We start from the raw sequence: 22,249 nt of genomic DNA on the forward strand, positions 1-22,249 counted from the left end.
AAATGATTTCAGTCTGCATGGCGACATACAACGGCGGCAAATTTATCCGCGAACAGCTGGAAAGCATTCTTTCGCAGTTGCCCTTGGCTGGTGCTGAAATCGTGATTGCCGATGACGGCTCTACCGACGATACTCTCGCTGTAGTGGAATCTCTCGGAGATGCCCGGATTCGTGTGCTGCGTGCCGAAAAGCATCTGGGCGTCATCTACAATTATGAACGTGCCTTGCAGGCGTCCAAAGGCGAAATCATTTTCCTGGCTGACCAAGATGATATCTGGTTGCCCGGAAAAGTGGAGAAGGTTCTTGCGGCTTTGAATGACGCCGACCTGGTGATTCATGATGCCTGGATGCTTCGTCCCTCCGATTCGCAAGAATCTTCATGGACTCGTTCCGGCAAGTTGAGCGATGTTCGCGCTTACAGGAGCGGGGTAGTCGCCAACTGGTGGAAGAATGCCTTTACGGGTTGCTGCATGGCATTCCGTCGGAGTATCTTGGACAAGGCGCTTCCGTTTCCCAAGAATTTACCCATGCATGACCAGTGGCTTGGCCTTGTGGCCGAAAAGAATTTCAAGGTGAAGTCAATGGAAGAACAGCTGGTGGAATACCGCCAACATTCTACCAATGCGACCCATATAGAAAAATCCCCGGCGGGGATTCTTCAAAAAATCAAGTGGCGCTTAGACTTGCTAAAAGCAGTTATTTGATGGCTTGAACAACTTCGCCCCAGCCCATTTGCACAATGGCGCCTGCGCGAACCAAGTTGCCCTGGGCTTCTTCGTATTCCTTCAGAATGCGGCTCCATTCCGAAACATCGCGGCGGAACTTGACATCCTTGTGGATTTTCTTCATCAGCATATCCTGCTTCCATTGGGCGGCAGCAGAAAGCTTCTGGCAAGAAATGTCGAGAGCGGTCAGGTAGGCGGGCACGGCTTCCAGGAAGGTCTTTTCGAAAGGCTTTGCCTTGGACTGTGCCTGTAGGACTAAGTTCTTCTGGTTGATGGCGTTCTTGCGGATTTCGCTCATCAGGCGTACGATGCGCTCAAAGTCTACCTGCGGCCAGAAAAGGCTGAAGGGCCACATCTTTTTCCAGTGGAATTTGAACATGGATTCATGCGCTGTATTTTTGGCGCGTATCAACTCTTTCAGGTTTTCGAAAATCACCTGGGACGGGAGCATTTCTTTGTTTTCTTGATCGCTCATGGGCTGCAATATACTAAAAAAGGGGGTGTTTTCTGTAAAATTGCCTTATTTTTCCGAAAGTTTGCTTGTTTTTTTTTATTTTGGAAGTAAATTCTATATGCAAAAACTTGCAAAAGGATACTTATGGACAAAAAGAAATTCAAAATTTTGATGATTGTCGATATTGTGCTCGTTATCGGGTTGTTCGCCCTGATGATGGTTCTCAAGGGACAGTACAACGACCAGGCCCAGAAGACTGTGAAGGAACAGGTGGATGCCTATCTTGAACTTTCCAACGGTGCCGTTCAGGAACAGTGGAAGGCCGTGGACCAGTACGGCATGGCTTGGCGCTTGGTTTATGCATCTCTGACCACTGCAAAGACCGAAGCCGCATTTGATGCCGCCGTCAAGGCTATCGAAGGCGACAAGGATGCTCGTTTCAAGCAGCTTTCTTACATGTACGAAGCCGCTGGCATTCCTCCTCAGGCCCAGAATTCCATTTACGAAAAGGCCGGCCTTGCCGACAAGTTCCTCCTGAAGAACGAAGGTGGCGTCAAGGAAGTGGCATGCGGTAAGAACTGCGTCATTTCGTTCACGTTTGCGAAGGGCAAGCTGAAGTCCAGCGACTATAGCGCTCTTGCCAACTACAACATGGCCGACCAATTTAAGCTCGAAGCCCCTGCGGCCTACCATTTCGAATAAGGAGTTGTGAAAATGAACGTAAAGAATATTTCTATTGCACTCACCGTTCTGGTTATCGCTCTCCTCGCTACGCTTTTGATGCAGAAGGGTAGTTACGTGTCTCAGGCTACGGAACACTACACCAAGACCACCACCAACTCCTACAAGGGTGCCTCCAAGATCATCGAATACGTGAACAACTCTATCGATGTGAACAAGGGCGTGTGGTCCTTGGCTTGCGAAGCCGTGCAGACTGTAAAGACTTCTCAGGACCAGGCTCGCCTGGAATCCAAGTATTTCCCGTCTACCAAGGGCTCCATGAGCATTGCCAACATGACTCGCCGCTTTGAAGCTACGGGTGCCTACTACATCGTCTCCAAGTTCGCCAAGGTCGAAGTCGACAAGAAGACTGAAGTCAAGTCTCTTGCTGGTCTCGTCTCCGTGAACGTAAACGCTCTCGTCGGTAATCCGGGCGAAGAAATCGGCGAAGAGGAAGAAGGCGAAGAAGGCGCTGAAGAAGCTGTGGAAGAAGCTCCGGCCCCGAAGAAGGCTGCAAAGCCTGCCAAGGGTAAAAAAGGTAAGAAGGGCAAGAAGCGCTAATCGCTTGACTCTCAACGAGTTAGAAAATTGTAAGAAACGACCCGCTCGGCGGGCCGTTTCTTTTTGTGTATCTTCTCAATTTTAAGCTCTAATTTATAAGTTCTAATTTCTAAATTTACCCTCGTAAAAATTTAATCTGAGGTTAAATAATGCTCATTCTTCGTGGTACGCCGGCTCTGTCGGATTTCCGTCTTCAAAAACTTTCTTCTGATTTCAAGGCTGCAGGTCTTTCTGTGGCTACGGTCTATGCCGAATTCCTGCATGTGGTGGATCTGTCCGCCGACCTGACCGATGCTGAAACTGATACTCTCAAGAAGGTGCTGCATTACGGTCCGGCCCGCGAACCCAAGGCTCTCGAAGGCGAACTTTTTGTGGTCTGCCCCCGTCCGGGTACCATTAGCCCCTGGAGCTCCAAGGCTACCGATATTGCCCACATTTGCGGTCTTCCGGCTATCAAGCGCATTGAACGCGCTATCGCATACTACGTGAAGTTTGACGGTGCTGTGCCGGCTGGCGCCCGCGAAAAGATTTCTGCCAAGATTCACGACCGCATGACCCAGGCCGTGTTTGCCGACACCGCTTCTCTCGAAGTCTTGTTCAGCAAGGAAGAACCCCGTCCGCTGAACGTGATTCCGGTTCTTACCGAAGGCCGCGACGCCCTGGTGAAGGCCGACAAGGAAATGGGCCTCGCCCTTTCTTCTGACGAAATTGATTACTTGGTGAAGAACTTCACCGAACTCAAGCGTAATCCGACCGACGTGGAACTCTACATGTTCGCACAGGCCAACTCGGAACACTGCCGCCACAAGGTGTTCGGTGCCGAATGGACTATTGATGGCGTGAAGCAGGACAAGTCCTTGTTCCAGATGATCAAGAACACCTACCAGCTCCATAGCTCCAACATTTTCAGCGCCTATAAGGACAACGCCGCCGTGATGAAGGGCGCCGTTGCCGGTCGTTACTACGCTGACCCGCGCACGGGCAAGTACGACTACCACAAGGAAGAAGTGGACATCTTGATGAAGGTGGAAACCCACAACCACCCGACGGCTATTTCTCCGTTCCCGGGTGCTGCTACCGGTAGTGGCGGTGAAATCCGTGATGAAGGTGCAACGGGTAAGGGTTCCAAGCCGAAGGCCGGTCTTACGGGCTTCAGCGTTTCGAACTTGAAACTGCCGGGTGCAGTCCAACCTTGGGAAAAGGATTTTGGCAGCCCGTCCCGCATTGCTTCTGCTCTCGACATTATGATTGACGGCCCGCTGGGTGGTGCCGCATTCAACAACGAATATGGCCGTCCGAACATCCTCGGTTACTTCCGTACTTTCGAACAGGAAGTCGATGCCCAGAACGGTAAGGAAGTCCGTGGCTACCACAAGCCGATTATGTTGGCAGGCGGTCTCGGTAACATTAAGAACCAGCACATCGAAAAGGGCCACATCGACCCGGGTGACCACCTGATTGTTCTCGGTGGCCCGGCCATGTTGATCGGTCTTGGTGGTGGTGCAGCTAGCTCTGTGGCTAACGGTGCCGGTAACGAATCTCTGGACTTTGCTTCTGTGCAGCGCGAAAACCCGGAAATGGAACGCCGCTGCCAGGAAGTCATCGACCGCTGCTGGGCGATGGACGAAGAAAACCCGATTACCTTTATTCACGACGTGGGTGCAGGTGGACTTTCCAATGCCTTCCCGGAACTCGTGAACGATGGCGGTCTCGGCGGTAAGTTTGAACTCCGCAACGTGCCCAACGACGAACCGGGCATGAGCCCCTTCGAAATCTGGAGTAACGAATCCCAGGAACGCTACGTGATTGCAATCGCTGGTGACAAGCTGGATGTGTTCGACGCTATCTGTAAGCGTGAACGTTGCCCCTACGCTGTGGTGGGCGAGGCCATTCCTGAAAAGCACTTGACTCTGACCGACAAGCACTTCGGTACGACTCCCATTGACATGCCGCTCGGCGTGCTCCTCGGTAAGCCGCCCCGCATGATCCGTAACGAAAAGAGCCAGAAGCGCCCGCTGAACTCTACGGTGGTTCCCTCTGATGCATCCATCAAGGATGTGGCTCACCGCGTGCTCGCTAACCCGACTGTTGCCGATAAGACCTTCTTGATTTCTATCGGTGACCGTTCCGTGACGGGTATGATTTGCCGCGACCAGATGGTTGGCCCGTGGCAGGTGCCGGTGGCTGACTGCGCCGTGACCAGCGCCACTCTCGATACCTATGAAGGTGAAGTCATGAGCATGGGCGAACGCGCCCCGATTGCCTTGATTTCTCCGGCTGCCGCTGCCCGCATGACGGTGGCTGAATCTCTCACCAATATGGCTGCCGCTTGCGTGCCCGATATGGGCCGCGTGAACTTGTCCGCAAACTGGATGGCTACGCCGAACTACGAAGGCGACGGCGCCGACTTGTACGAAGCCGTGAAGTCCATCGGTATGGAACTCTGCCCGGATCTCGGCATTACGATTCCGGTGGGTAAGGACTCCATGAGCATGAGCACCGTGTGGTCTGACGACAAGGGCAACCACCGCGTGACCGCTCCGATTTCCTTGGTCATCAGCGCCTTTGCTCCCTGCGCCGACGTTCGCAAGACTCTCACTCCGCAGCTGTTGCAGCAGAAGGACACGACCCTTGTGCTCGTGGACCTCGCTCGCGGCCAGAATCGCATGGGCGCCTCTATCGCTGCCCAGGTTTACAACAACCTCGGCGACAAGGCTCCGGATGTGGACAGCGCTCAGGAACTCCGCGCCTTCTTCGAAACTATCCAGAAGCTCAATGCCGCCGGCAAGATTCTTGCCTACCACGACAAGAGCGATGGCGGCCTTTACACCACGGTTGCCGAAATGGCATTCGCAGGCCACGTGGGTGTCACGCTCAATACTGGCGCCCTCAAGGGTAACCTCATCGACGCCCTCTTCAACGAAGAACTGGGTGCCGTGCTTCAGGTGAAGTCTGCTGATCTTAAGGCCGTGTTCGAAGCCTTCGCAGCTGTCGGCCTCGGCGATACCGTTTCTGAAATTGGTACGCTCAACGATACTTACAACTTGATCATCGGCGACTACGCCGAAGGCCTTTCTGATCTTCGCGCCATCTGGAGCGACACGACCCGCCGCATCGCGGCTCTCCGCGATAACCCGGATTGTGCCGAAAGCGAATACAAGCTCAAGCTGGAACAGGACGATCCGGGTATCACGCCGAAGGTGACCTTCGACGTGGCGGCGTCCGCAAAGATTATCAAGGACTACGCAAGCCGTCCGAAGATGGCCATCCTCCGCGAACAGGGCGTGAATGGCGAACTCGAAATGGCTGCCGCCTTCCAGAATGCTGGCTTTGAATCCATTGACGTCCACATGACCGATATTCTCGAAGGCCGCATTTCTCTGAAGGACTTCAACGGCCTCGTTGCTTGCGGTGGCTTTAGCTACGGTGACGTGCTCGGCGCTGGCGAAGGCTGGGCCAAGAGCATCTTGTTCAACCCGAAGGCTCGTGCCGAATTCGAGGCTTATTTCAACCGCAAGGACACCTTCACTCTCGGCGTCTGCAACGGCTGCCAGATGGTCTCTAACCTCAAGGATTTGATTCCGGGCGCCAAGCACTGGCCGCGCTTCGTTCAGAACCTTTCTGAACGCTTCGAAGCACGCTTTGCTAGCCTCAAGGTGGAAAACACTCCGGCTGTGCTCCTGAAGGGCATGGCAGGCTCCGTGCTCCCCATTGCGGTCGCACACGGCGAAGGCCGCGCAGAATTCGCTAGCCGCGATGCTGCTGAAGCCTGCCTCAAGACCGGTCTCGTGGCGCTGCGCTATGTGGACGGCAAGCACGAATACACCGAACGCTACCCGCTGAACCCCAACGGTTCTCCGTTCGGCATCAACGGCCTCTGCTCCGAAGACGGCCGCGCCCTTGTGATGATGCCGCACCCGGAACGCGTGTTCCGCACCTGCCAGTACTCCTGGCACCCGGCAGAATGGGGCGAAGATGGCCCGTGGATGCAGTTGTTCCGCAACGGTCGTATTTTCGTAGGCTAAAAATTTGTAGGTTAATGCCAAACGACGTTGTCATGGCGGACTTGATCCGCCATCTGTACGCCATGGCGATATGTGTTGAAAAACGTATTAGAGGATATATGAAGGCAAAACTTCTAGCTCTTGTTTCATTGGCTTCGCTGTTCGTGATGAATGGCTGTAATGGCATCGGCGACAAGGATACTCTTCTTGCTCGAATCGGCGACGAAAAGGTCTATCAAGAAGATTTTCGTTTGCTGGTGAAAAATTCGGGTAAACCTGATGGAGATAAGGGTAAATATCTGTACGATAATCTCTACTCCAGGGTGGCCTTGGCATCAAGAGCGCTTTCTGAATTCCCGGATTTGAAACAGGATTGGCAGACTGCCTTCAAGGATCTGGATCCCCGAATCCTGACGATGGTGTATCAGCGTTTCTTTGTCATGGAATGCTTGATGTACGGCGATGGCGAACTCCGTAAGTATTATGATGCGAACAAGTCGCTGTTTGTAAGTGATACTGTTTCTGATTATTACGACGTTCGTAACCATGTGGCCGAATATTACTACATCTCTAAAAATCAAGAGAAATGGAACGCTTTCTTAAGCGAAAGCATAAAGAGTAGCGAGCCCTCTGCCGCCGATACGGTTGTCGCTAGAAACCGTTTTGTGGAAGAGTACCGCCAGCATCTGCGCGATTCGCTGTCTAACGAATTCAAGAATTCGAAGCGTGTCGATGTCCACGAAGTGCCTCCGGTAAACGCGAAGAACTTCTATGAACGTCACAAGGATCAGTTTATGACTGTTCCTGGATACGTCCTTTATCATGTCCAGTCTTCTGATTCTGCGGCTCTTGCAAACGCTTTCAAGGAACAGCCCACCTTGGATCAGTTCAAGCATAAGGCCCAGTCTTTCAGCCAGAACAAACTTACGGCAAAAGACGGTGGCTATATCGGATTTGTCAAGCAGGATTACGCCTTGCCTTACGGTATCGGGGTGGTTCCCCAGCTTTCCGCTGCTCTTGAGGGCAAGCAGGTTGGCTTCGTGACGGATGTGCTGAAGGCCGAAAGAGACAGTGTTTATCACCGTTTCTATCTGTCTTCCTTGGTTCCGTCCAAGTTGAAGCCCTTTGACCGCGTAGAGGCTGGCATTAACGCTCGTATCCAGTCAGGTAGCGTCTTTGAAGTGGATTCCTCCTTTGTACTGATTACGAAGGATGGAAAGCCTCTGTTTACCGAAGAAGACTTGCTTCGCTTCAATGCCGAATACAGCAAACAGCATCTTTCGAAGACGGTTCATGACAGGTTGGTTTCCATGTGGGCTGAAGTATTCAGCTTTGCAGAACTTGCTACAGAAGCGCACCTGAATCATAGCTGGGAATACAGGGCGATTGTGCGTGATACTCGCCTGGATTATATCCTGAAGTATTATCCCACCAAGCTTCATGAACAGGCGGTTACTATCTCTGAAGATAGCCTCCGTGCCTTGTACGGTGGGCTTGCCGTCGACAAACTGAAGGGTATTGCTTTTTTTCCGCAGAACCTTTACAAGTTCGAATACTATAACGGCTACCGTCTGTTGTCCTTTGAAAAGTCCTTGGAACAGATTGTCCCTGAAGTTTATACTCGTATGCATTTGGAATACAGCAAGAAGCTGATGGCTAGAAAATCGGCTGAAGCATATGCTGCGAAGACAGTCCATCTGTATGACACCAGCGTTCCCGAATATAAGCCGGATATGTTGTCCGAAAATCTTCTGGCCAAGGCAGATTCCCTTTTCAAGGCAGGCAAGTTCTCCGAAGCCTATGAAAAGTACCGCGATTTGCAACTGGCCTATGCGGATGTCGATTCTCTGTTCGAAAAGGCTACTTACGAGATGGCTGTTATCCAGAACGAAAATGGTGAATTTAAGGCCGCCGAAGCGATTTACTATGCCTACTACATGATGTGGCCTGAAAGTCCCAATGCCGAAAAGGCGATGTTCAGTCGTGGTTTTATCCTTAATGAAAACTTGAGCATGAATACCCGTGCCCAGGGGGTGTTGGAGGAATTCCTCCAGAAGTACCCCAACAGCGAACTTAAGGAATCAGCCCAGTGGCTCATCGATAATATCAAGAGCGACGGAAAACTCGCCGAAGATCTCATGAAAAAGATCGAGGCGGAAGAGTAATTATCTATATTTCACACAACTTTTTATAAAAAGGTAATCCTATGGAAATGACATTCGCTATGATCAAGCCCAATGCCGTGAAATCCGGCTTAGTGGGTCGTATTATTGACCGTTACATCAGTGCCGGTCTCTCGGTTTGCGCCGTGAAGATGCACCAGATGACTTCTGCCGACGCTCGCGGCTTCTATGCTGAACACGTCGAGAAGCCCTTCTTCCCGGAACTGGAAGCCTACATGACCAAGGGCCCGTCCGTGATGCTCGCCCTCGGTGGCGAAAATGCCATTGCCAAGGTTCGCGCCATCAACGGTGCCACTAATCCTGCCAAGGCAGAACCCGGTACCCTCCGCTACGATTTTGCTCCGTCCATGACCGAAAACGTCGTTCACAGCTCCGACAGCCCCGAGTCCGCTGCCCGTGAACTCGACTTCTGGTTCAAGGCCGAAGAACGTTATGCCTACGAAATGCCTTCCCTCAAGGCTTGCTGCGTTCTCTAAGTTTCAAAAATAACCCCCCTCAAGGAGACACAACTCAATGCAATGGATCGTCAAGTATCTTACCTCCTCTATTGGTAAGAAGCAGATCATGGGATGCACGGGTGCCTTTTTGGCCCTGTTCATCTTCGGCCACATGTGTGGTAACTTCCAGCTCTTGAACTTCGACCAGGCTGCAGCGCAGGCTTCCTACAACGCCTACACTGAATTCCTGACCGGATTCAATCCGCTCCACTTCCCGGTGAAGATGATTTACCTCGTCGAACTGGTGCTGGTGGCTGCTTTTGCGCTCCACATTTTCCTCGCTGTTAAGCTCAAGATTGAAAATAAGGTCGCTCGTGGTGGCATCGATTACGAAGTCAACGCTCGCAAGGGTAAGAAGACTTTCGCAACCTTCACCATGATCTGGTCCGGTATCTTCATTCTCGGCTTCCTCGTGCAGCACCTCATGATGCTCAAGTTCGGTGAACACTACCTCTACATGAATGACAAGGGCGAAATCGTCCGCGACATGTGGCTCACCACCATCCAGATGTTTGCAAACCCGGCATGGGCTGCCTTCTACGTGATTAGCATGTTCGTCATCGGTATGCACCTGTTCCACGCCATTTCTTCTGCCTTCCAGACCATGGGTATCGCTCACCAGAAGTGGACTCCGATTATCGACATCGCTGGTATCGTTTACAGTGTCGTCGTTGCTCTCGGCTTTGGCATTACCGCTGTTGCCGCCTTCTACCTCGGCAACCAGCCCGAAACTCAGGCTCTGATTGAAAAGTCTCGCAGCCTCCAGCCGCAGTACGAACAGCAGAAGCAGGAAAAGGCTGCCCAGAAGGCTGCCTTCGTGATTCCCTCTGTTGGCGAAGTCGAAGTTTCTTTTAACGCTGAAATTTAAGGAGACCACTAATGATTCTTGATTCTAAAATCCCCGGTGGTTCCATCGAAGAAAAGTGGACCAAGCACAAGTTTGAACTCAAGCTCGTGAACCCCGCCAACAAGCGTAAGTTCACCGTGATCGTCGTGGGTACTGGCCTTGCCGGTTCTTCCGCTGCCGCATCTCTCGCTGAACTTGGCTACAATGTTAAGTCCTTCTGCATCCAGGATAGCGCTCGCCGTGCACACTCCATTGCTGCACAGGGTGGTATCAACGCTGCCAAGAACTACAAGAACGATGGCGACTCCGTTTACCGTTTGTTCTACGATACCGTGAAGGGCGGTGACTTCCGCGCTCGCGAAGCCAACGTGCACCGCTTGGCCGAAAACTCCAACCTCATCATCGACCAGTGCGTCGCCCAGGGCGTTCCGTTCGGTCGTGAATACGGTGGACTTCTGGACAACCGTTCCTTCGGTGGTACCCAGGTTTCTCGTACCTTCTACGCTCGCGGTCAGACGGGTCAGCAGCTCTTGCTCGGTGCCTACCAGGCTCTCATGCGCCAGGTTGCCGCCGGTAAGGTGAAGATGTTCCCCCGCCGCGAAATGATGGACCTCGTCGTGATCGACGGCAAGGCTCGCGGTATCATCGTCCGTAACCTCATCACTGGCGAACTCGAAAGCCACGTGGCTGACGCTGTCTGCCTTTGCACCGGCGGTTATGGTAACGTCTATTACCTTTCTACCAACGCTCAGGGTTCCAACGTGACTGCAGCTTTCCGTGCTTACAAGCGCGGCGCTCTGTTCGCCAACCCCTGCTACACTCAGATTCACCCGACTTGCATTCCTCGCCACGGCGACCTGCAGTCCAAGCTCACCTTGATGAGCGAATCTCTCCGTAACGACGGTCGTATTTGGGTTCCGCGCAAGGCGGGCGATACCCGTTCTCCGGATCAGATTCCTGAATCTGAACGTTACTACTACCTCGAAGAAAAGTACCCCAGCTTCGGTAACCTCGTTCCCCGTGACGTGGCTTCCCGTAACGCCAAGCAGGTCTGCGACGCAGGTCTCGGCGTGGGCAACACCAAGCAGGCTGTGTACCTCGACTTCGCAGACGCTATCGAACGCATGGGCGTTGCTGGCGTTTCTGCCAAGTACGGCAACCTCTTCCAGATGTACGAAAAGATCACCGACGAAGACCCGTACAAGGTCCCGATGCGCATCTTCCCGGCCATCCACTATACCATGGGCGGTCTCTGGGTTGACTACGATCTGATGTCTACCATCCCGGGTTGCTTCGTCCTCGGTGAAGCAAACTTCTCTGACCACGGTGCAAACCGCCTCGGTGCATCTGCTCTTATGCAGGGCCTCTCCGACGGTTACTTCGTGATCCCGTTCACCATTGGTGGTTACTTTGCCGGCACCAAGCTGGAAAAGGTTTCCGAAACCGATGCTGCGTTCGAAGACTGCAAGAAGCAGACCGCAGAACGCATCCACAAGCTCCTCTCCATCAAGGGTCACCGCACTGTTAACGATATCCATCGTGAACTCGGTAACATCATGTGGGAATACGTGGGCATGGCTCGTAACAAGAAGGGTCTGGAAACTGCTCTCGAAAAGATTCCGGCTCTCCGCGAAGAATTCTGGCAGAACGTCAACGTGCTCGGTTCCGAAGGTTCCTTCAACCAGAACCTGGAACGTGCCGGCCGCGTCGCCGACTTCCTCGAATTCGCCGAAGTCCTCACCTTGGATGCCCTCCATCGTGAAGAATCTTGCGGTGGCCACTTCCGTGAAGAAAGCCAGACCGAAGAAGGCGAAGCAAAGCGCGATGACGAGCACTTCTGCTACGTGGGTGCCTGGGAATATAAGGGCGACGGCGTGAAGCCGGAACTCTCCAAGGAACCTCTTACCTTTGATAACGTCCACCTTGTTACCAGGAGCTACAAATAATGAGCGGACTCAATTTGACTTTGAAGATTTGGCGTCAGAAGGATGCCAAGACCAAGGGACAGTTCGAAACTGTAAAGATCAACGACGTTTCTCCCGACATGTCCTTCCTCGAAATGTTGGACATCGTCAACGAAGAACAGATGAAGCAGGGCAAGGAAGGCTTTGCTTTCGACCACGACTGCCGCGAAGGTATTTGCGGTATGTGCTCTCTGGTCATCAACGGTATGCCGCACGGTCCTGACCATGCCACTACCACTTGCCAGCTGCACATGCGCAAGTTCAAGGATGGCGACACCATCGTGATCGAACCGTGGCGCGCTGCCGCATTCCCGGTTATCCGTGACTGCGCCGTTGACCGTACCGCTTTCGACCGCATCATCCAGGCTGGCGGCTTCGTTTCCGTCAACACCGGTGCTGCTCCTGAAGCTTCCGTGATTCCCGTGCCCAAGGCTGATGCCGACCGCGCCTTCGACGCTGCCGCCTGTATCGGTTGCGGTGCCTGCGTGGCCGCCTGTAAGAACGCTTCTGCAATGCTCTTCGTCTCTGCCAAGGTTTCTCACCTCAGCTTCTTGCCCCAGGGCAAGGTCGAAGCCAAGAAGCGCGTGCTCGCCATGGTCGCCCAGATGGACAAGGAAGGATTCGGCAACTGCACGAACCTTTACGAATGCCAGGCTGCATGCCCGAAGGGTATCACCGTGGATTACATCGCCAAGATGAACCGCGAATACCTCGGCGCAACAGTCACCTACGCCGAAAAGGTGTACGGAAAAGACTAGCAATGAGGCGAATCCAGCACGAAAATGCTTGCATTTTCGTATTGGTGAGCCGAGTGGCGAGGGACTCCGAAGGAGTCCCCTAACGAGCCGAGCGTCGCGGCGATGTGCTTGCATTTCGCCATGACCGAGGCGCCGCGAGTCTGCGCTTAAGCCCGTAGGGCGCAAGCGCAACGATTAATTAATAGTTCTTTTCAAAATCTTAAAAAGGACCGCAGAAATGCGGCCTTTTTTTTGTTTGCAATGGTATTTTTAACAAATTATAATGTGTTCCCTGAAAGAACTCAAAGATATCTAAAGGAGGAGAAAATGAGATTCTTTAGTTTTTTATTGGCTTCTGCTGCCGTTTTTTATGCATGTTCTAGCGACGATGGGTCTAGCGCCAACGATAGCGCAGGAATTTCCGATGATGCCGGATACGAACATGTGACTGTCGATAAAGACAAGCATACGATTACTGTCAGCTCGGATGCCTATACGATTGCGGTCAGTGTGGCTTCTGAAGGCAGGGAATGTTCTTACGAAGAACGGCAGGTGAATGTCACGAAGGATAATTGCAAGGACTTGACCACGGACGGATTGCGCAACTATGACGAAGACCGCGATTTCCAGGATTCTCTATATCTTCGGGGGACGGTCATGTTTACAAAGGGCGCCCGTGAATTTGGCGAGTGCCTTGCGGATTTGTAGCTTTTTTGTGGGTCATTTTGCCCTAAAATTGCATATTGTGCTTTTTTTTCTTATTTTTTAGGCCGAAAAGGAGCAGATATGAATAAGTTTTTTGCATCTGCGGCATCCGTTGCCGCTATTGCCATTACTGTTGTAATTTCTGGCTGTAGTGAAAAGAAAGATGTGCCGCTGAACCAGGATCCGTCTTTTGAAAATGTGAAAAATGCGGGAACCCTGGTCATGGGCCACATGGGAGATTTCCCGCCCATGGTCTTTACGGATAAGGATGGTGATGTCGTGGGGTTTGATGTGGACTTGGCGACTGAAGTTTGCTCTCGTTTGGGTATAAAGCTTAAGTTGCAGCTGATTAACTGGGCCGACAAGGAAAAGGACCTGTATTCCGGAAATATCGACTGCGTATGGAATGGCATGAGTGTCGATGAAAACCGTGCTTCGGCCATGAACTTGACCGATCCGTATCTTACCAACAGACTGGTTTTCACGGTAAAGAACAAGTCTTATAATAGCCTGGATTCCTTGAAGGGTAAAAAGGTCGGCGTGCAGAAAGCTTCGACGGCTTGGTCGATGCTCGAACAGTCCGACGTGAAAAAGGACCTCAAGGAAATAGGTCTGTATGAATCCATGAGCCTTGCACTGGAAGCCTTGGAAAAGGATTCTCTTGATGCCGTGTACATGGATGAAGTTGCCGCCAAGTATTGGAATGTATCCCACAACAAGGATTATGTCGTTTTGGAGGATGGCTTGCACAATGAATTTTATGCAGTTGGCTTCCGCAAGACAGACAAGACTCTCCGGGATACAATAAATGCCGTCCTTACTTCGATGAAGAAAGACGGCAGGTTTGTTGAAATTACGAGTAAGTGGTTCGGTAAATAGTTACCGGTATTGGGTGCTCCAGCGACGCTTGAAGCGGGGCTCGTCCAAAACTTTTGCCCAAATGAATCCCTTGCGCACGTCGGCAATGTCCTTGGTAGACACGCGGGGGCGCTTGGGGGCCGCAGCGGATTCTGCGTTAGACTCTGCGGAGGTGCCCATTTCTGTAATGGCGGTGGCCGATTCGCGGGCCGATTTCGCACGTTCTTCCAGGGCGTTCAATTCGCGTTGTCTTTCCAGTTCGCGTTGGCGGGCGCTGTCGGCTTCGTCGATTTCGCTATCGTCAGGCTGAGTTTCGGTGCGCTTTTCGTGACTGAGCAGATTGTCCAGTTCTTCCAAATCGTGTACCAGCACGTCGCAGGTGCCTTCGCCCATGTCGTGGCCCACGATGCGGTGGGCTTGCAAGGCCATGAGCATTTCGGCGGCGGTGTTTTCGTCAACCTCAAATTCTTCCATCAAGAATTCCAGGTCGATAAAATCCACGCCGATTACGACTTCGGCGATGTCGCGGAGCGTTAATTGCTCGGCGGCGCGCCGATGTTCTACCGGGGGAGTGGGCGGTTCGATATTGCCCTGCGTCGCTTGACGCTGGGCATTTTCGAACTGGCGGATTAAATCCTGCAATGACCGCGGAGGGTGATAATCCTGCGGTTCCTGTTCGGATTCCTCTACCGATTTGTCGTCGCGAGACTGCTGACGCGGGGGCAGCCTGTTTTGCTGCTCCTTCGCCTTTTCCATCTTCTTTTGGATGATGGTGATGACAACCGCGATGGCTATGAAAATAAGGGTTTCCATAGTGCTTTACTCGAACCTACTTCGCTTCGGGTGCGCTGCCGATTTCCTTGCGCATCTGCGTGTCGGCTTCGATATTCTTGAGGTTGTAATAGTCCATTACGCCGAGCTTGCCGTCGCGAAGGGCCGATGCCATAGCCATCGGAATCTGGGCTTCGGCTTCCACGAGCTTCGCCTTCATTTCCATGACCTTCGCCTTCATTTCCTGTTCGGCGGCGTATGCCATGGCGCGGCGTTCTTCTGCCTTGGCCTGTGCAATCTTCTTGTCGGCTTCGGCACGGTCGGTTTCAAGGATGGCACCGATGTTCTGGCCCACGTCCACGTCGGCGATGTCGATAGAGAGAATTTCGAAAGCGGTACCGGCGTCGAGACCAGAAGCAAGCACCTTCTTGGAAATCATGTTCGGATTTTCAAGCACGTCCTTGTGGCTCTTGGCAGAACCGATAGAAGAAACGATGCCTTCGCCCACGCGAGCGACTACGGTGTCTTCGCCTGCGCCACCCACCAATTTCTGGATGCTGGCGCGCACGGTAATACGGGTCACGGCATGCAGCTGAATACCGTCGAGAGCTACGGCAGAAACCTTCGGGGTTTCAATCACCTTCGGGTTCACGGACATCTGCACGGCTTCCAGCACGTTACGGCCGGCAAGGTCAATAGCGGCGGCTTCCTTAAAGTCCAGCTTGATGTTTGCCTTGTTGGCGGCAATCAAAGCCTGAATCACGCGGAGCACGTTACCGCGGCTAAGGTAGTGGGCTTCGAGCAGGTTGGTGTCTACCGGGAGTCCTGCCTTGCAGCTGAGGATTCGGGCTTCCACGATCACCTGGGGCGGCACCTTACGCAGGCGCATACCGATGAGCTGGAAAATGCTCACATTTGCCTTTGAGAACAATGCCTGCAGCCAAAGGCTAAAGAACTTGCCTATAAAGGTAAGCAAGACGATGACGGCAATTGCCGCGAAAATGATTCCTACAATGAGAAGAGTATCCATTTGATTTTCTCCGGTTTATTGATTTCTTTTGTAATATACATAATTTGGACAAATAACGTTCGGACTTTTCTTTTGAAAAAAAGATTATATTAAGGGATGCGTCTGTAAATCATTGGAGAGGAACAGGAATGAAACGATTTACAAGAACTTTGCTTGGGGCTAGCTTTGTTTTCGCTTTAATGGCGGTTTTTAATTTGTTGGGCTGTTCGCAGGTTGCATCTGGGGACGATTTTTCTGATGGAGAAAGAGAATTTGTCTATACGACAACTTATGTGGATGCTGGGTGGACTTTTAAGGAATGGAATTATACCCCCGACTTTTCCCCTGAAATGTTTGATTCTGTAACATATGAACCCCAAAAAAATAAATTGGGTTATTATCCGACGGGTAAATACCTTAATCTCAATACCAATTATCCGACAGTCGATAGCGTCAACTTTGTATTTCAGAGCACAAGCTCGAAACGTTATGTTTTTAGAATGGATAAAGATGAGGGAACTCCTCCCTTGCTTAAAGTTTACGTGCTGTTGTATATTGAGGGTGAGTATATAAAATGCAATGTTGATGCCGTAGAAAAGGATGGCCGCTGGTACTTCCCGATAGACATGAATGAAATCTATCCCGAGGAGGCCGGATTGATTTTTGTTGGCTTATATAACGGTGATGGCACCGCTTTTTCTAGAAAAGTGGAAAACTTGTCTGTTTTTGATAATGATACTGTATATCCGCTTGAATTTAGTGTGAATTTGATTGTTGCCGGAAAATACATGGGAACAGACGACAAGGCTTCCGTAGATGAACTTGCCGAACGAATATCTGGCCGCTTGAATCAGGCTCTCAATCCAGGTGGAGTGCATGTTCGTCATATAAATATTCTGTATGCAAAAGATCATCCTGTTGTTGGGGAATCCTTTTCGGAAAAGGAGCCTTTTGTGCTGGCTAAGTATGACCAGGAAGAGAGCGAATTGATGGACCGATTAATTCGATGGCCTGGGCATGAGGGCGAAATAACTTTTGTACTCGGTTATTATCTCGATGGCGATGATGGCATGTCTCTTGGTGAATCGCCATGTTTTGGGAAAATCTATTATGACGAATCGCAATCTTGGGTGGACTATATATCTTTAGGGACTCATTGGAAATTGGGTAGTCGCAAACAGACTTCTCAAAGGATTGCTGATGTGGCTTTGCACGAACTGGGACATTTCTTTGGACTTACCCATACGACGGAATATGGTGGTAAGACCTTCGACAATATTGACGATACGCCTGAATGCCCGTTTATGAAGAACGTTTATGCGAATAATGATCGTTGTCCCGATGCGCGGTATATAATGTTCCCGCAGGAAAATAGCGTGTCGTACACGACTTTCACGCCCCAGCAGATGGATGTTATTCGCTTATATTTGTCGACGACGCCACACAAATAGGGCGGTTAGCCTTCGATTTCTGATTTAGAAACCGTTACCCAGATGTGGCCTTCTTGTACGGCGGTCACCTGGATGCGGGTGCTGGCTTCGATGATCTCGCCGTGGGTTTGCACGTCAAAAAGCTTTCCGTTAATGAGGGCCTGACCCACCGGACGTAAGAACGTCTTGGCGATACCTTCGTCACCGACGGAAACTTCTTGAACGGCTTCCGTGGGGGAGGCTGCCGTTTCCAAATCCGTCTTGAGCATGGGCGTCCAGCCTTCGGGCAAAAGCGGAATCAAGTACTTGCTTGCCGCGATGGGGAATACCAGCGCTATGGCCGCGCAACAGAGCATGTACAAAAGCCCCAAGAGCCAAGGCGTTGCATCGAAGGTGGTCTCGATGGCTTCTGGCACATATTCGGGCATTTCCGTGGGCTCGAACGAAAGCGCGAGTGCCAGAATCATACACACGATGCCGCCGATTCCAAACAGGAAGGTTCCCGGCATCACGAAGATTTCTACAAGGAACAGTACCACGCCGGCCACCAGCAAGATGGCGGGAATGTAGCCGTCCAGCTGCGGGGCAAACTGGCCGAGGAATACGATGCCGATTAAAATGATGCCGATGATTCCGAACAAGCCGAAGCCGGGCGTCTTGAATTCAATATAGAGTGCGCCGAAACCGAGAATCAGCAAGATGCCAGAAATGGCGGCAATGGCCGAGGCGATGTCTTCACCCAAGGTGGTTTCCACTTCGCTCCTGCTTTCGATGGCGAGCTTGGTTTCAAAATCTTCGCGGCTCTTGAAGGTTCCCTGCGAGAATCCCAGTTCCTGGGCTTCCTGGTCGGTCATGGTCAAGAGTTCGCCTTCTTTCACGAGAATCTTGGGGGCGCCCCAGAAGGCCTTGGAGGCACTGTCGAGAACACTGTACTTGTCGCCTTCGATAATGAGCATGGTGTCGCGTTCGGTCTTTTTGCCCTTATCGAGTTTTGCGGTGAGTTCGAGTACTTCCAGTTCTGGCGTCACGAAAGAAGAGCTGAGCAGTTCGGGGTAGCCGTTGCGCTGGGCCAGGTTCCTGAACTTGGCTCGCAAGGGCGACTGAATCTTTTCGCCCACGATTTGCGGAGTACCGTCGCCGCCCTGAACGATTGGCGCGCAGTCGCCGATGGTGGTAGCTTCAAGCATGTAGAGCTTCTGGCAGGCGAGGGCGATGAGGCTGCCTGCGCTAATGGCTTTCTTTTTTACCAGGGCAATGGTGGTGGGCCCCTTGACGGCCATAATGGTGTCGACGATGTCGAATGCGGCGTCGAGGCGACCGCCGAAGGTGTTGATTTCAAAGACGATGTAGTCCGGGTTTTCTTTGAGGGCATCGTCGATGGCGCGGGCGCAGAAATCGAACATGGACGGTTCCACGTCACCTTCCAACTTGATCCACACGGCGTGTTTCTTGGCGTTTTCAACGTCGGACTTGTTGCCCTCGGCGCTTAATGTGTCACCGGGGATCTCTTTCTGGAGAATGGTGTCGTTAGTGACTTGCGTGGTGTCGGCGAACCCCGTCGCCACCAGCACCATGAGGATAGAAAGAACTCTTGTAAACAACTTCATAACCTCAATATATCAAGTTTTTTGCTCGAAAGGGGTGAAAAAGTTTGTTCAAATTTGCGAAAAATGGAGATTTCCCCGCCCTCTAAGAGGCTGATTTTGTGTTAAAAAGAGAAAAAACGCAGGAAAAATAACGTTGGTTGTCAAAATTTTGAGAACAATTTTAATGTAAAAAGTTTGCAAAATATCAGAAAAATAATGAAATTTCTATTGCTGAATACAAAAAATGATTGTATATTTTGAGAAGAAATTTGAGAACATTCTGTGATCCAGGGTTGGACAGCCGATTTTCTCGCTAAAAATGGGATGTAATTATGGTGTTGAAGATGGATTCTCTTTCCAGTGTCGCCGTGGGTGTAGCGATGCTTGGAATGGTCTCTGTGGCAAATGCGCAGGTGACCGTGAACAAGGCCGAAGGATGGCTGGAATCGGCCTATGCGGAATGGTCCCCGGTTTCGGGGGCCTCCAGCTACAATGTGTACTGTGACGGCAACAAGGTGGACAATCAGCTCGTCCGTACTTATGCAAACCGCATTCGCGTGGATGTGCTTGGCCTCAAGGCTGGGTCTCATACGCTGAAAATTGCCCCGGTGGTGGGTGGCTCCGAAGGGACTGCGGTGACTAAGACGGTGACGGTGCTTGCTCACGATCGCACTGGATTCGCCTTCAGCAACGGCCGTGTGCCGGGTGCCTATAATGCCGACGGTACGCTCAAGAGCGGCGCTGCGGTCCTCTACATTTCTGAAAATACCAAGAATACGGTCACGATGAATGTGACGACAAATGCCAAGGGTACAAAGACGGCCTGCAAGAGTTTCCAGGGAATTCTGAACTGCTACAAGAAGGGCTACGAGACGACTCCGCTCGACTTGCGCTTTATCGGTAACGTGACGGATTCCGATTCCCTGGTCGCAGGCGATATGCTGATTGACCTCGGCAGTTCCGAAAATACCTACGTGACGGTGGAAGGTGTCGGTGAAGATGCGGTGGCGAACGGTTGGGGCATCCGCATCAAGAACGCGCAGAACGTGGAAGTCCGCAACTTGGGCATCATGAACGTGAACAGTTCCGAAGGCGACAACATTGGCCTGCAGCAGAACGACCAGTACGTGTGGATTCACAACAATGATTTCTTCTATGGCGATGCGGGCTCCGATGCCGACCAGGTGAAGGGCGACGGTGCGCTGGATTGCAAGAAGTCTACCTATATCACTTTCAGCTACAACCATTTCTGGGATAACGGCAAGTCGAACCTTCTGGGACTTTCCGAAGGCGCGACCGATGGCTACTACATCACGTATCACCACAACTGGTACGACCATTCCGATAGCCGCCACCCGCGCGTGCGTTACTACAGCGCCCACGTGTACAACAACTACTACGATGGCAATGCCAAGTACGGAATCGGTTCTACACTCGGCTCCTCGGTGTTTGCAGAAGGCAACTATTTCCGCAACTGCAAGTTCCCGATGCTCACCTCGATGCAGGGAAGCGACCTTTACGCCGGAACGACGAGCAAGTCGAACGACAACGCCACCTTCAGCAAGGAAGCGGGTGGCTCCATCAAGGCCTTCAACAACTACATCGAAGGCGGCACCTTTATTCCATATGGCGCAAGCAAGTATATTTTGAAGGGAACGGAAACGTCGGTGGGCTCCATCAACACGACTGCGGATTTTGACGCCTATGTGATTACGAGCCGCAGCCAGGAAATGCCCAGCTCGGTGAAGTCCCTGTCTGGTGGAAATACCTACAACAATTTCGACCTGAACAGTTCGGTGATGTACAAGTATACCGCCGATGAACCCGCTGCTGCCAAGGCGAACGTGATGAAGTATGCGGGGCGCGTGAATGGTGGTGATTTCAAGTGGACTTTCAACAACTCGGTGGACGATGCCGCCTATGCGGTGAACCAACCGCTCAAGAATGCGCTTGTCGTCTATAAGGGAACTGTCGCCTCGATTCAGGGCGAAGGCAATTTGCCGGTGGTAGCTCCGATTTCGAGCAGCTCTGCGGTGAATTCAAGTTCCTCGAGTGCGGGGAATCCGACCTCCAGCAGTTCTGCCAAGTCGTCAAGCAGCTCTGCGAAATCGTCCAGTTCCGTGCAACCTCACGAGGATCCGGTGGATGTTGACGATGGACTGCTCCCGATTGGCGAAGATCTCGTGCACAATTTCACCGAAGATGCGACTTCGAGCGACTATATCGAATTTGTCGGATCGCTGTCGACTTCTAAGGGAACGGTCTCTTATGAAGGTTTGGCTTTGACCCGCTGCCTTAAGATGGAATCTTCGACATCCGTTACGTTTGCTTTAGCGAAAAAGGCAACGATCACGCTGGTGTTCAACGAGGATTTTGCGAAGAATGTCAAAGTCGACGGAAACAAGGTGGCCGCGACGGCTGGCATCGTGACGATTGAACTTGATGCCGGAACTCATGTCTTGACCAAGGGCGATGTTGCGAATCTTTACTTGATTAAGGTGAAGGTGGATGCATCGGCTGTATCTAGCAGTTCCGCAGACGAAAATGGGTCCTCGAGCAGCTCTGAATCTTCGAGCAGTTCCGAAGGAACGACGCGTTCGCTTGCATCCAAGATTCAGGTGGTTTCCCCGATGCGCTATATTGCTAGCGAAGCTCGCCTAGAAATCTCGGCAGCGGATGTGCGTAGCCTGAATATCTTCGATATGAACGGACATGTCGTGAATGTGGCGGTGGATGCCGCATCTTGCGCCAGAGTGAATTTGGGCCACCTTAAGCCGGGCGTTTACCTGGTGCGTCTAGTTGCTGGCGGAGGGGCTTACCAACAGAAGATTGTTCGTCGATAAAAATGCATGGGTTCTAGATGCGGATGTGGTAATGGTGTTTGAATCCGCGCTGGAACTTTGTGTGGAGTGACTCCCGGGCATTTGCCCGGGAGTCTTTGTTGAAATAAGGTGCTGGAAGATAAAAAATTTTTTTGCAATAATACTGTTGCGTTCAAGAACAAATTGTGCTATATTCTGGATAACAGCGTAGGGGCCTCGGGCCGAGCGCTGCCAAATTCCACTGTCACCCCGACAGTGGATTTTTTTCTCCGTCTTTGTATTCCCGGTGTGCAACTTTGTCATCCCGGCCTCCGAATAGTCCTGACCGTTAGCAACAGGCAACTCAAGGACACGATGTGTCGATCCATTACACATA

At 51.9% G+C, this 22,249-nt stretch carries 17 protein-coding genes; 13 read left to right on the forward strand and 4 right to left on the reverse strand.

Annotated elements, in window-relative coordinates:
* Positions 1-2: 2 nt before the first annotated feature.
* Entirely contained in the window at positions 3-704 is a 702-nt protein-coding gene (locus ACJMNB_RS12285; RefSeq protein WP_405342897.1) for a glycosyltransferase family 2 protein, read from the forward strand.
* Here the strand turns inward: ACJMNB_RS12285 and ACJMNB_RS12290 are convergent.
* Positions 697-1,200, reverse strand: a complete 504-nt coding sequence (locus ACJMNB_RS12290) for a hypothetical protein (RefSeq protein WP_405342899.1) — start codon at positions 1,198-1,200, stop codon at positions 697-699. The genes ACJMNB_RS12285 and ACJMNB_RS12290 overlap by 8 nt on opposite strands.
* A 123-nt stretch (positions 1,201-1,323) precedes the next feature.
* Here ACJMNB_RS12290 and ACJMNB_RS12295 point away from each other — a divergent pair, with 123 nt between their 5' ends.
* The 10 genes from ACJMNB_RS12295 to ACJMNB_RS12340 all read left to right on the forward strand — a co-directional run bounded on the left by ACJMNB_RS12295 (position 1,324) and on the right by ACJMNB_RS12340 (position 14,276).
* A complete protein-coding gene (locus ACJMNB_RS12295; protein WP_405342901.1) occupies positions 1,324-1,881 on the forward strand; it encodes a hypothetical protein in 558 nt (185 codons plus the stop codon).
* 12 nt (positions 1,882-1,893) lie between these two features.
* Complete coding sequence (locus tag ACJMNB_RS12300; RefSeq protein WP_405342903.1) at positions 1,894-2,460, forward strand: hypothetical protein; 567 nt, start codon at positions 1,894-1,896, stop codon at positions 2,458-2,460.
* Positions 2,461-2,609: 149 nt separating this feature from the next.
* Positions 2,610-6,485: a phosphoribosylformylglycinamidine synthase gene (purL, locus tag ACJMNB_RS12305; RefSeq protein WP_405342905.1), complete on the forward strand. Its 3,876-nt coding sequence runs from the start codon at positions 2,610-2,612 to the stop codon at positions 6,483-6,485.
* 98 nt (positions 6,486-6,583) lie between these two features.
* Positions 6,584-8,629, forward strand: a complete 2,046-nt coding sequence (locus tag ACJMNB_RS12310) for a peptidyl-prolyl cis-trans isomerase (RefSeq protein WP_405342907.1) — start codon at positions 6,584-6,586, stop codon at positions 8,627-8,629.
* 41 nt (positions 8,630-8,670) lie between these two features.
* Positions 8,671-9,123 (forward strand): nucleoside-diphosphate kinase, encoded by a 453-nt coding sequence (ndk, locus tag ACJMNB_RS12315; protein WP_405342909.1) that lies wholly within the window; start codon positions 8,671-8,673, stop codon positions 9,121-9,123.
* Between the two features lie 37 nt (positions 9,124-9,160).
* Positions 9,161-10,012, forward strand: a complete 852-nt coding sequence (locus tag ACJMNB_RS12320) for a succinate dehydrogenase cytochrome b subunit (RefSeq protein ID WP_405342911.1) — start codon at positions 9,161-9,163, stop codon at positions 10,010-10,012.
* An 11-nt stretch (positions 10,013-10,023) separates the two neighbouring features.
* Positions 10,024-11,937, forward strand: a complete 1,914-nt coding sequence (locus tag ACJMNB_RS12325) for a fumarate reductase/succinate dehydrogenase flavoprotein subunit (RefSeq protein WP_405342913.1) — start codon at positions 10,024-10,026, stop codon at positions 11,935-11,937.
* Positions 11,937-12,713: a succinate dehydrogenase/fumarate reductase iron-sulfur subunit gene (locus tag ACJMNB_RS12330; RefSeq protein ID WP_405342915.1), complete on the forward strand. Its 777-nt coding sequence runs from the start codon at positions 11,937-11,939 to the stop codon at positions 12,711-12,713. Before ACJMNB_RS12325 ends, ACJMNB_RS12330 begins: the two co-directional genes overlap by 1 nt.
* Positions 12,714-13,019: 306 nt before the next feature.
* Positions 13,020-13,400 carry a hypothetical protein gene (locus ACJMNB_RS12335; RefSeq protein ID WP_405342917.1) on the forward strand — a complete coding sequence of 127 codons (381 nt, stop codon included), beginning with the start codon at positions 13,020-13,022 and terminating at the stop codon, positions 13,398-13,400.
* A 78-nt stretch (positions 13,401-13,478) separates the two neighbouring features.
* A complete protein-coding gene (locus ACJMNB_RS12340; protein ID WP_405342918.1) occupies positions 13,479-14,276 on the forward strand; it encodes a transporter substrate-binding domain-containing protein in 798 nt (265 codons plus the stop codon).
* Here ACJMNB_RS12340 and ACJMNB_RS12345 read toward each other — a convergent pair whose 3' ends face one another.
* Both ACJMNB_RS12345 and floA read right to left on the reverse strand, forming a co-directional pair.
* Complete coding sequence (locus ACJMNB_RS12345; RefSeq protein ID WP_405342920.1) at positions 14,277-15,068, reverse strand: hypothetical protein; 792 nt, start codon at positions 15,066-15,068, stop codon at positions 14,277-14,279.
* Between the two features lie 16 nt (positions 15,069-15,084).
* Positions 15,085-16,056: a flotillin-like protein FloA gene (floA, locus tag ACJMNB_RS12350; protein WP_405342922.1), complete on the reverse strand. Its 972-nt coding sequence runs from the start codon at positions 16,054-16,056 to the stop codon at positions 15,085-15,087.
* A gap of 128 nt (positions 16,057-16,184) precedes the next feature.
* Here floA and ACJMNB_RS12355 point away from each other — a divergent pair, with 128 nt between their 5' ends.
* A complete protein-coding gene (locus ACJMNB_RS12355; protein WP_405342924.1) occupies positions 16,185-17,486 on the forward strand; it encodes a M43 family zinc metalloprotease in 1,302 nt (433 codons plus the stop codon).
* A 5-nt stretch (positions 17,487-17,491) separates the two neighbouring features.
* Here ACJMNB_RS12355 and ACJMNB_RS12360 read toward each other — a convergent pair whose 3' ends face one another.
* Complete coding sequence (locus ACJMNB_RS12360; protein ID WP_405342926.1) at positions 17,492-19,072, reverse strand: NfeD family protein; 1,581 nt, start codon at positions 19,070-19,072, stop codon at positions 17,492-17,494.
* A 311-nt stretch (positions 19,073-19,383) separates the two neighbouring features.
* Between ACJMNB_RS12360 and ACJMNB_RS12365 the strand changes: the two genes are divergently transcribed.
* Entirely contained in the window at positions 19,384-21,894 is a 2,511-nt protein-coding gene (locus ACJMNB_RS12365; protein ID WP_405342928.1) for a T9SS type A sorting domain-containing protein, read from the forward strand.
* Positions 21,895-22,249 lie beyond the last annotated feature (355 nt).

Source organism: Fibrobacter sp., from assembly GCF_045131395.1.
Taxonomy (GTDB): domain Bacteria; phylum Fibrobacterota; class Fibrobacteria; order Fibrobacterales; family Fibrobacteraceae; genus Fibrobacter.

Excerpts from the sequence above, each read along its gene's own strand:
- ACJMNB_RS12325 (WP_405342913.1), top strand. The coding sequence starts at position 10,024 with ATGATTCTTGATTCTAAAATCCCCGGTGGTTCCATCGAAGAAAAGTGG.
- ACJMNB_RS12335 (WP_405342917.1), top strand. The coding sequence starts at position 13,020 with ATGAGATTCTTTAGTTTTTTATTGGCTTCTGCTGCCGTTTTTTATGCA.
- purL (WP_405342905.1), top strand. The coding sequence starts at position 2,610 with ATGCTCATTCTTCGTGGTACGCCGGCTCTGTCGGATTTCCGTCTTCAA.
- ACJMNB_RS12360 (WP_405342926.1), bottom strand. The coding sequence starts at position 19,072 with ATGAAGTTGTTTACAAGAGTTCTTTCTATCCTCATGGTGCTGGTGGCG.
- ACJMNB_RS12320 (WP_405342911.1), top strand. The coding sequence starts at position 9,161 with ATGCAATGGATCGTCAAGTATCTTACCTCCTCTATTGGTAAGAAGCAG.
- ACJMNB_RS12330 (WP_405342915.1), top strand. The coding sequence starts at position 11,937 with ATGAGCGGACTCAATTTGACTTTGAAGATTTGGCGTCAGAAGGATGCC.
- ndk (WP_405342909.1), top strand. The coding sequence starts at position 8,671 with ATGGAAATGACATTCGCTATGATCAAGCCCAATGCCGTGAAATCCGGC.
- ACJMNB_RS12285 (WP_405342897.1), top strand. The coding sequence starts at position 3 with ATGATTTCAGTCTGCATGGCGACATACAACGGCGGCAAATTTATCCGC.
- ACJMNB_RS12340 (WP_405342918.1), top strand. The coding sequence starts at position 13,479 with ATGAATAAGTTTTTTGCATCTGCGGCATCCGTTGCCGCTATTGCCATT.
- ACJMNB_RS12290 (WP_405342899.1), bottom strand. The coding sequence starts at position 1,200 with ATGAGCGATCAAGAAAACAAAGAAATGCTCCCGTCCCAGGTGATTTTC.
- ACJMNB_RS12355 (WP_405342924.1), top strand. The coding sequence starts at position 16,185 with ATGAAACGATTTACAAGAACTTTGCTTGGGGCTAGCTTTGTTTTCGCT.
- ACJMNB_RS12345 (WP_405342920.1), bottom strand. The coding sequence starts at position 15,068 with ATGGAAACCCTTATTTTCATAGCCATCGCGGTTGTCATCACCATCATC.
- ACJMNB_RS12310 (WP_405342907.1), top strand. The coding sequence starts at position 6,584 with ATGAAGGCAAAACTTCTAGCTCTTGTTTCATTGGCTTCGCTGTTCGTG.
- ACJMNB_RS12295 (WP_405342901.1), top strand. The coding sequence starts at position 1,324 with ATGGACAAAAAGAAATTCAAAATTTTGATGATTGTCGATATTGTGCTC.
- ACJMNB_RS12365 (WP_405342928.1), top strand. The coding sequence starts at position 19,384 with ATGGTGTTGAAGATGGATTCTCTTTCCAGTGTCGCCGTGGGTGTAGCG.
- ACJMNB_RS12300 (WP_405342903.1), top strand. The coding sequence starts at position 1,894 with ATGAACGTAAAGAATATTTCTATTGCACTCACCGTTCTGGTTATCGCT.
- floA (WP_405342922.1), bottom strand. The coding sequence starts at position 16,056 with ATGGATACTCTTCTCATTGTAGGAATCATTTTCGCGGCAATTGCCGTC.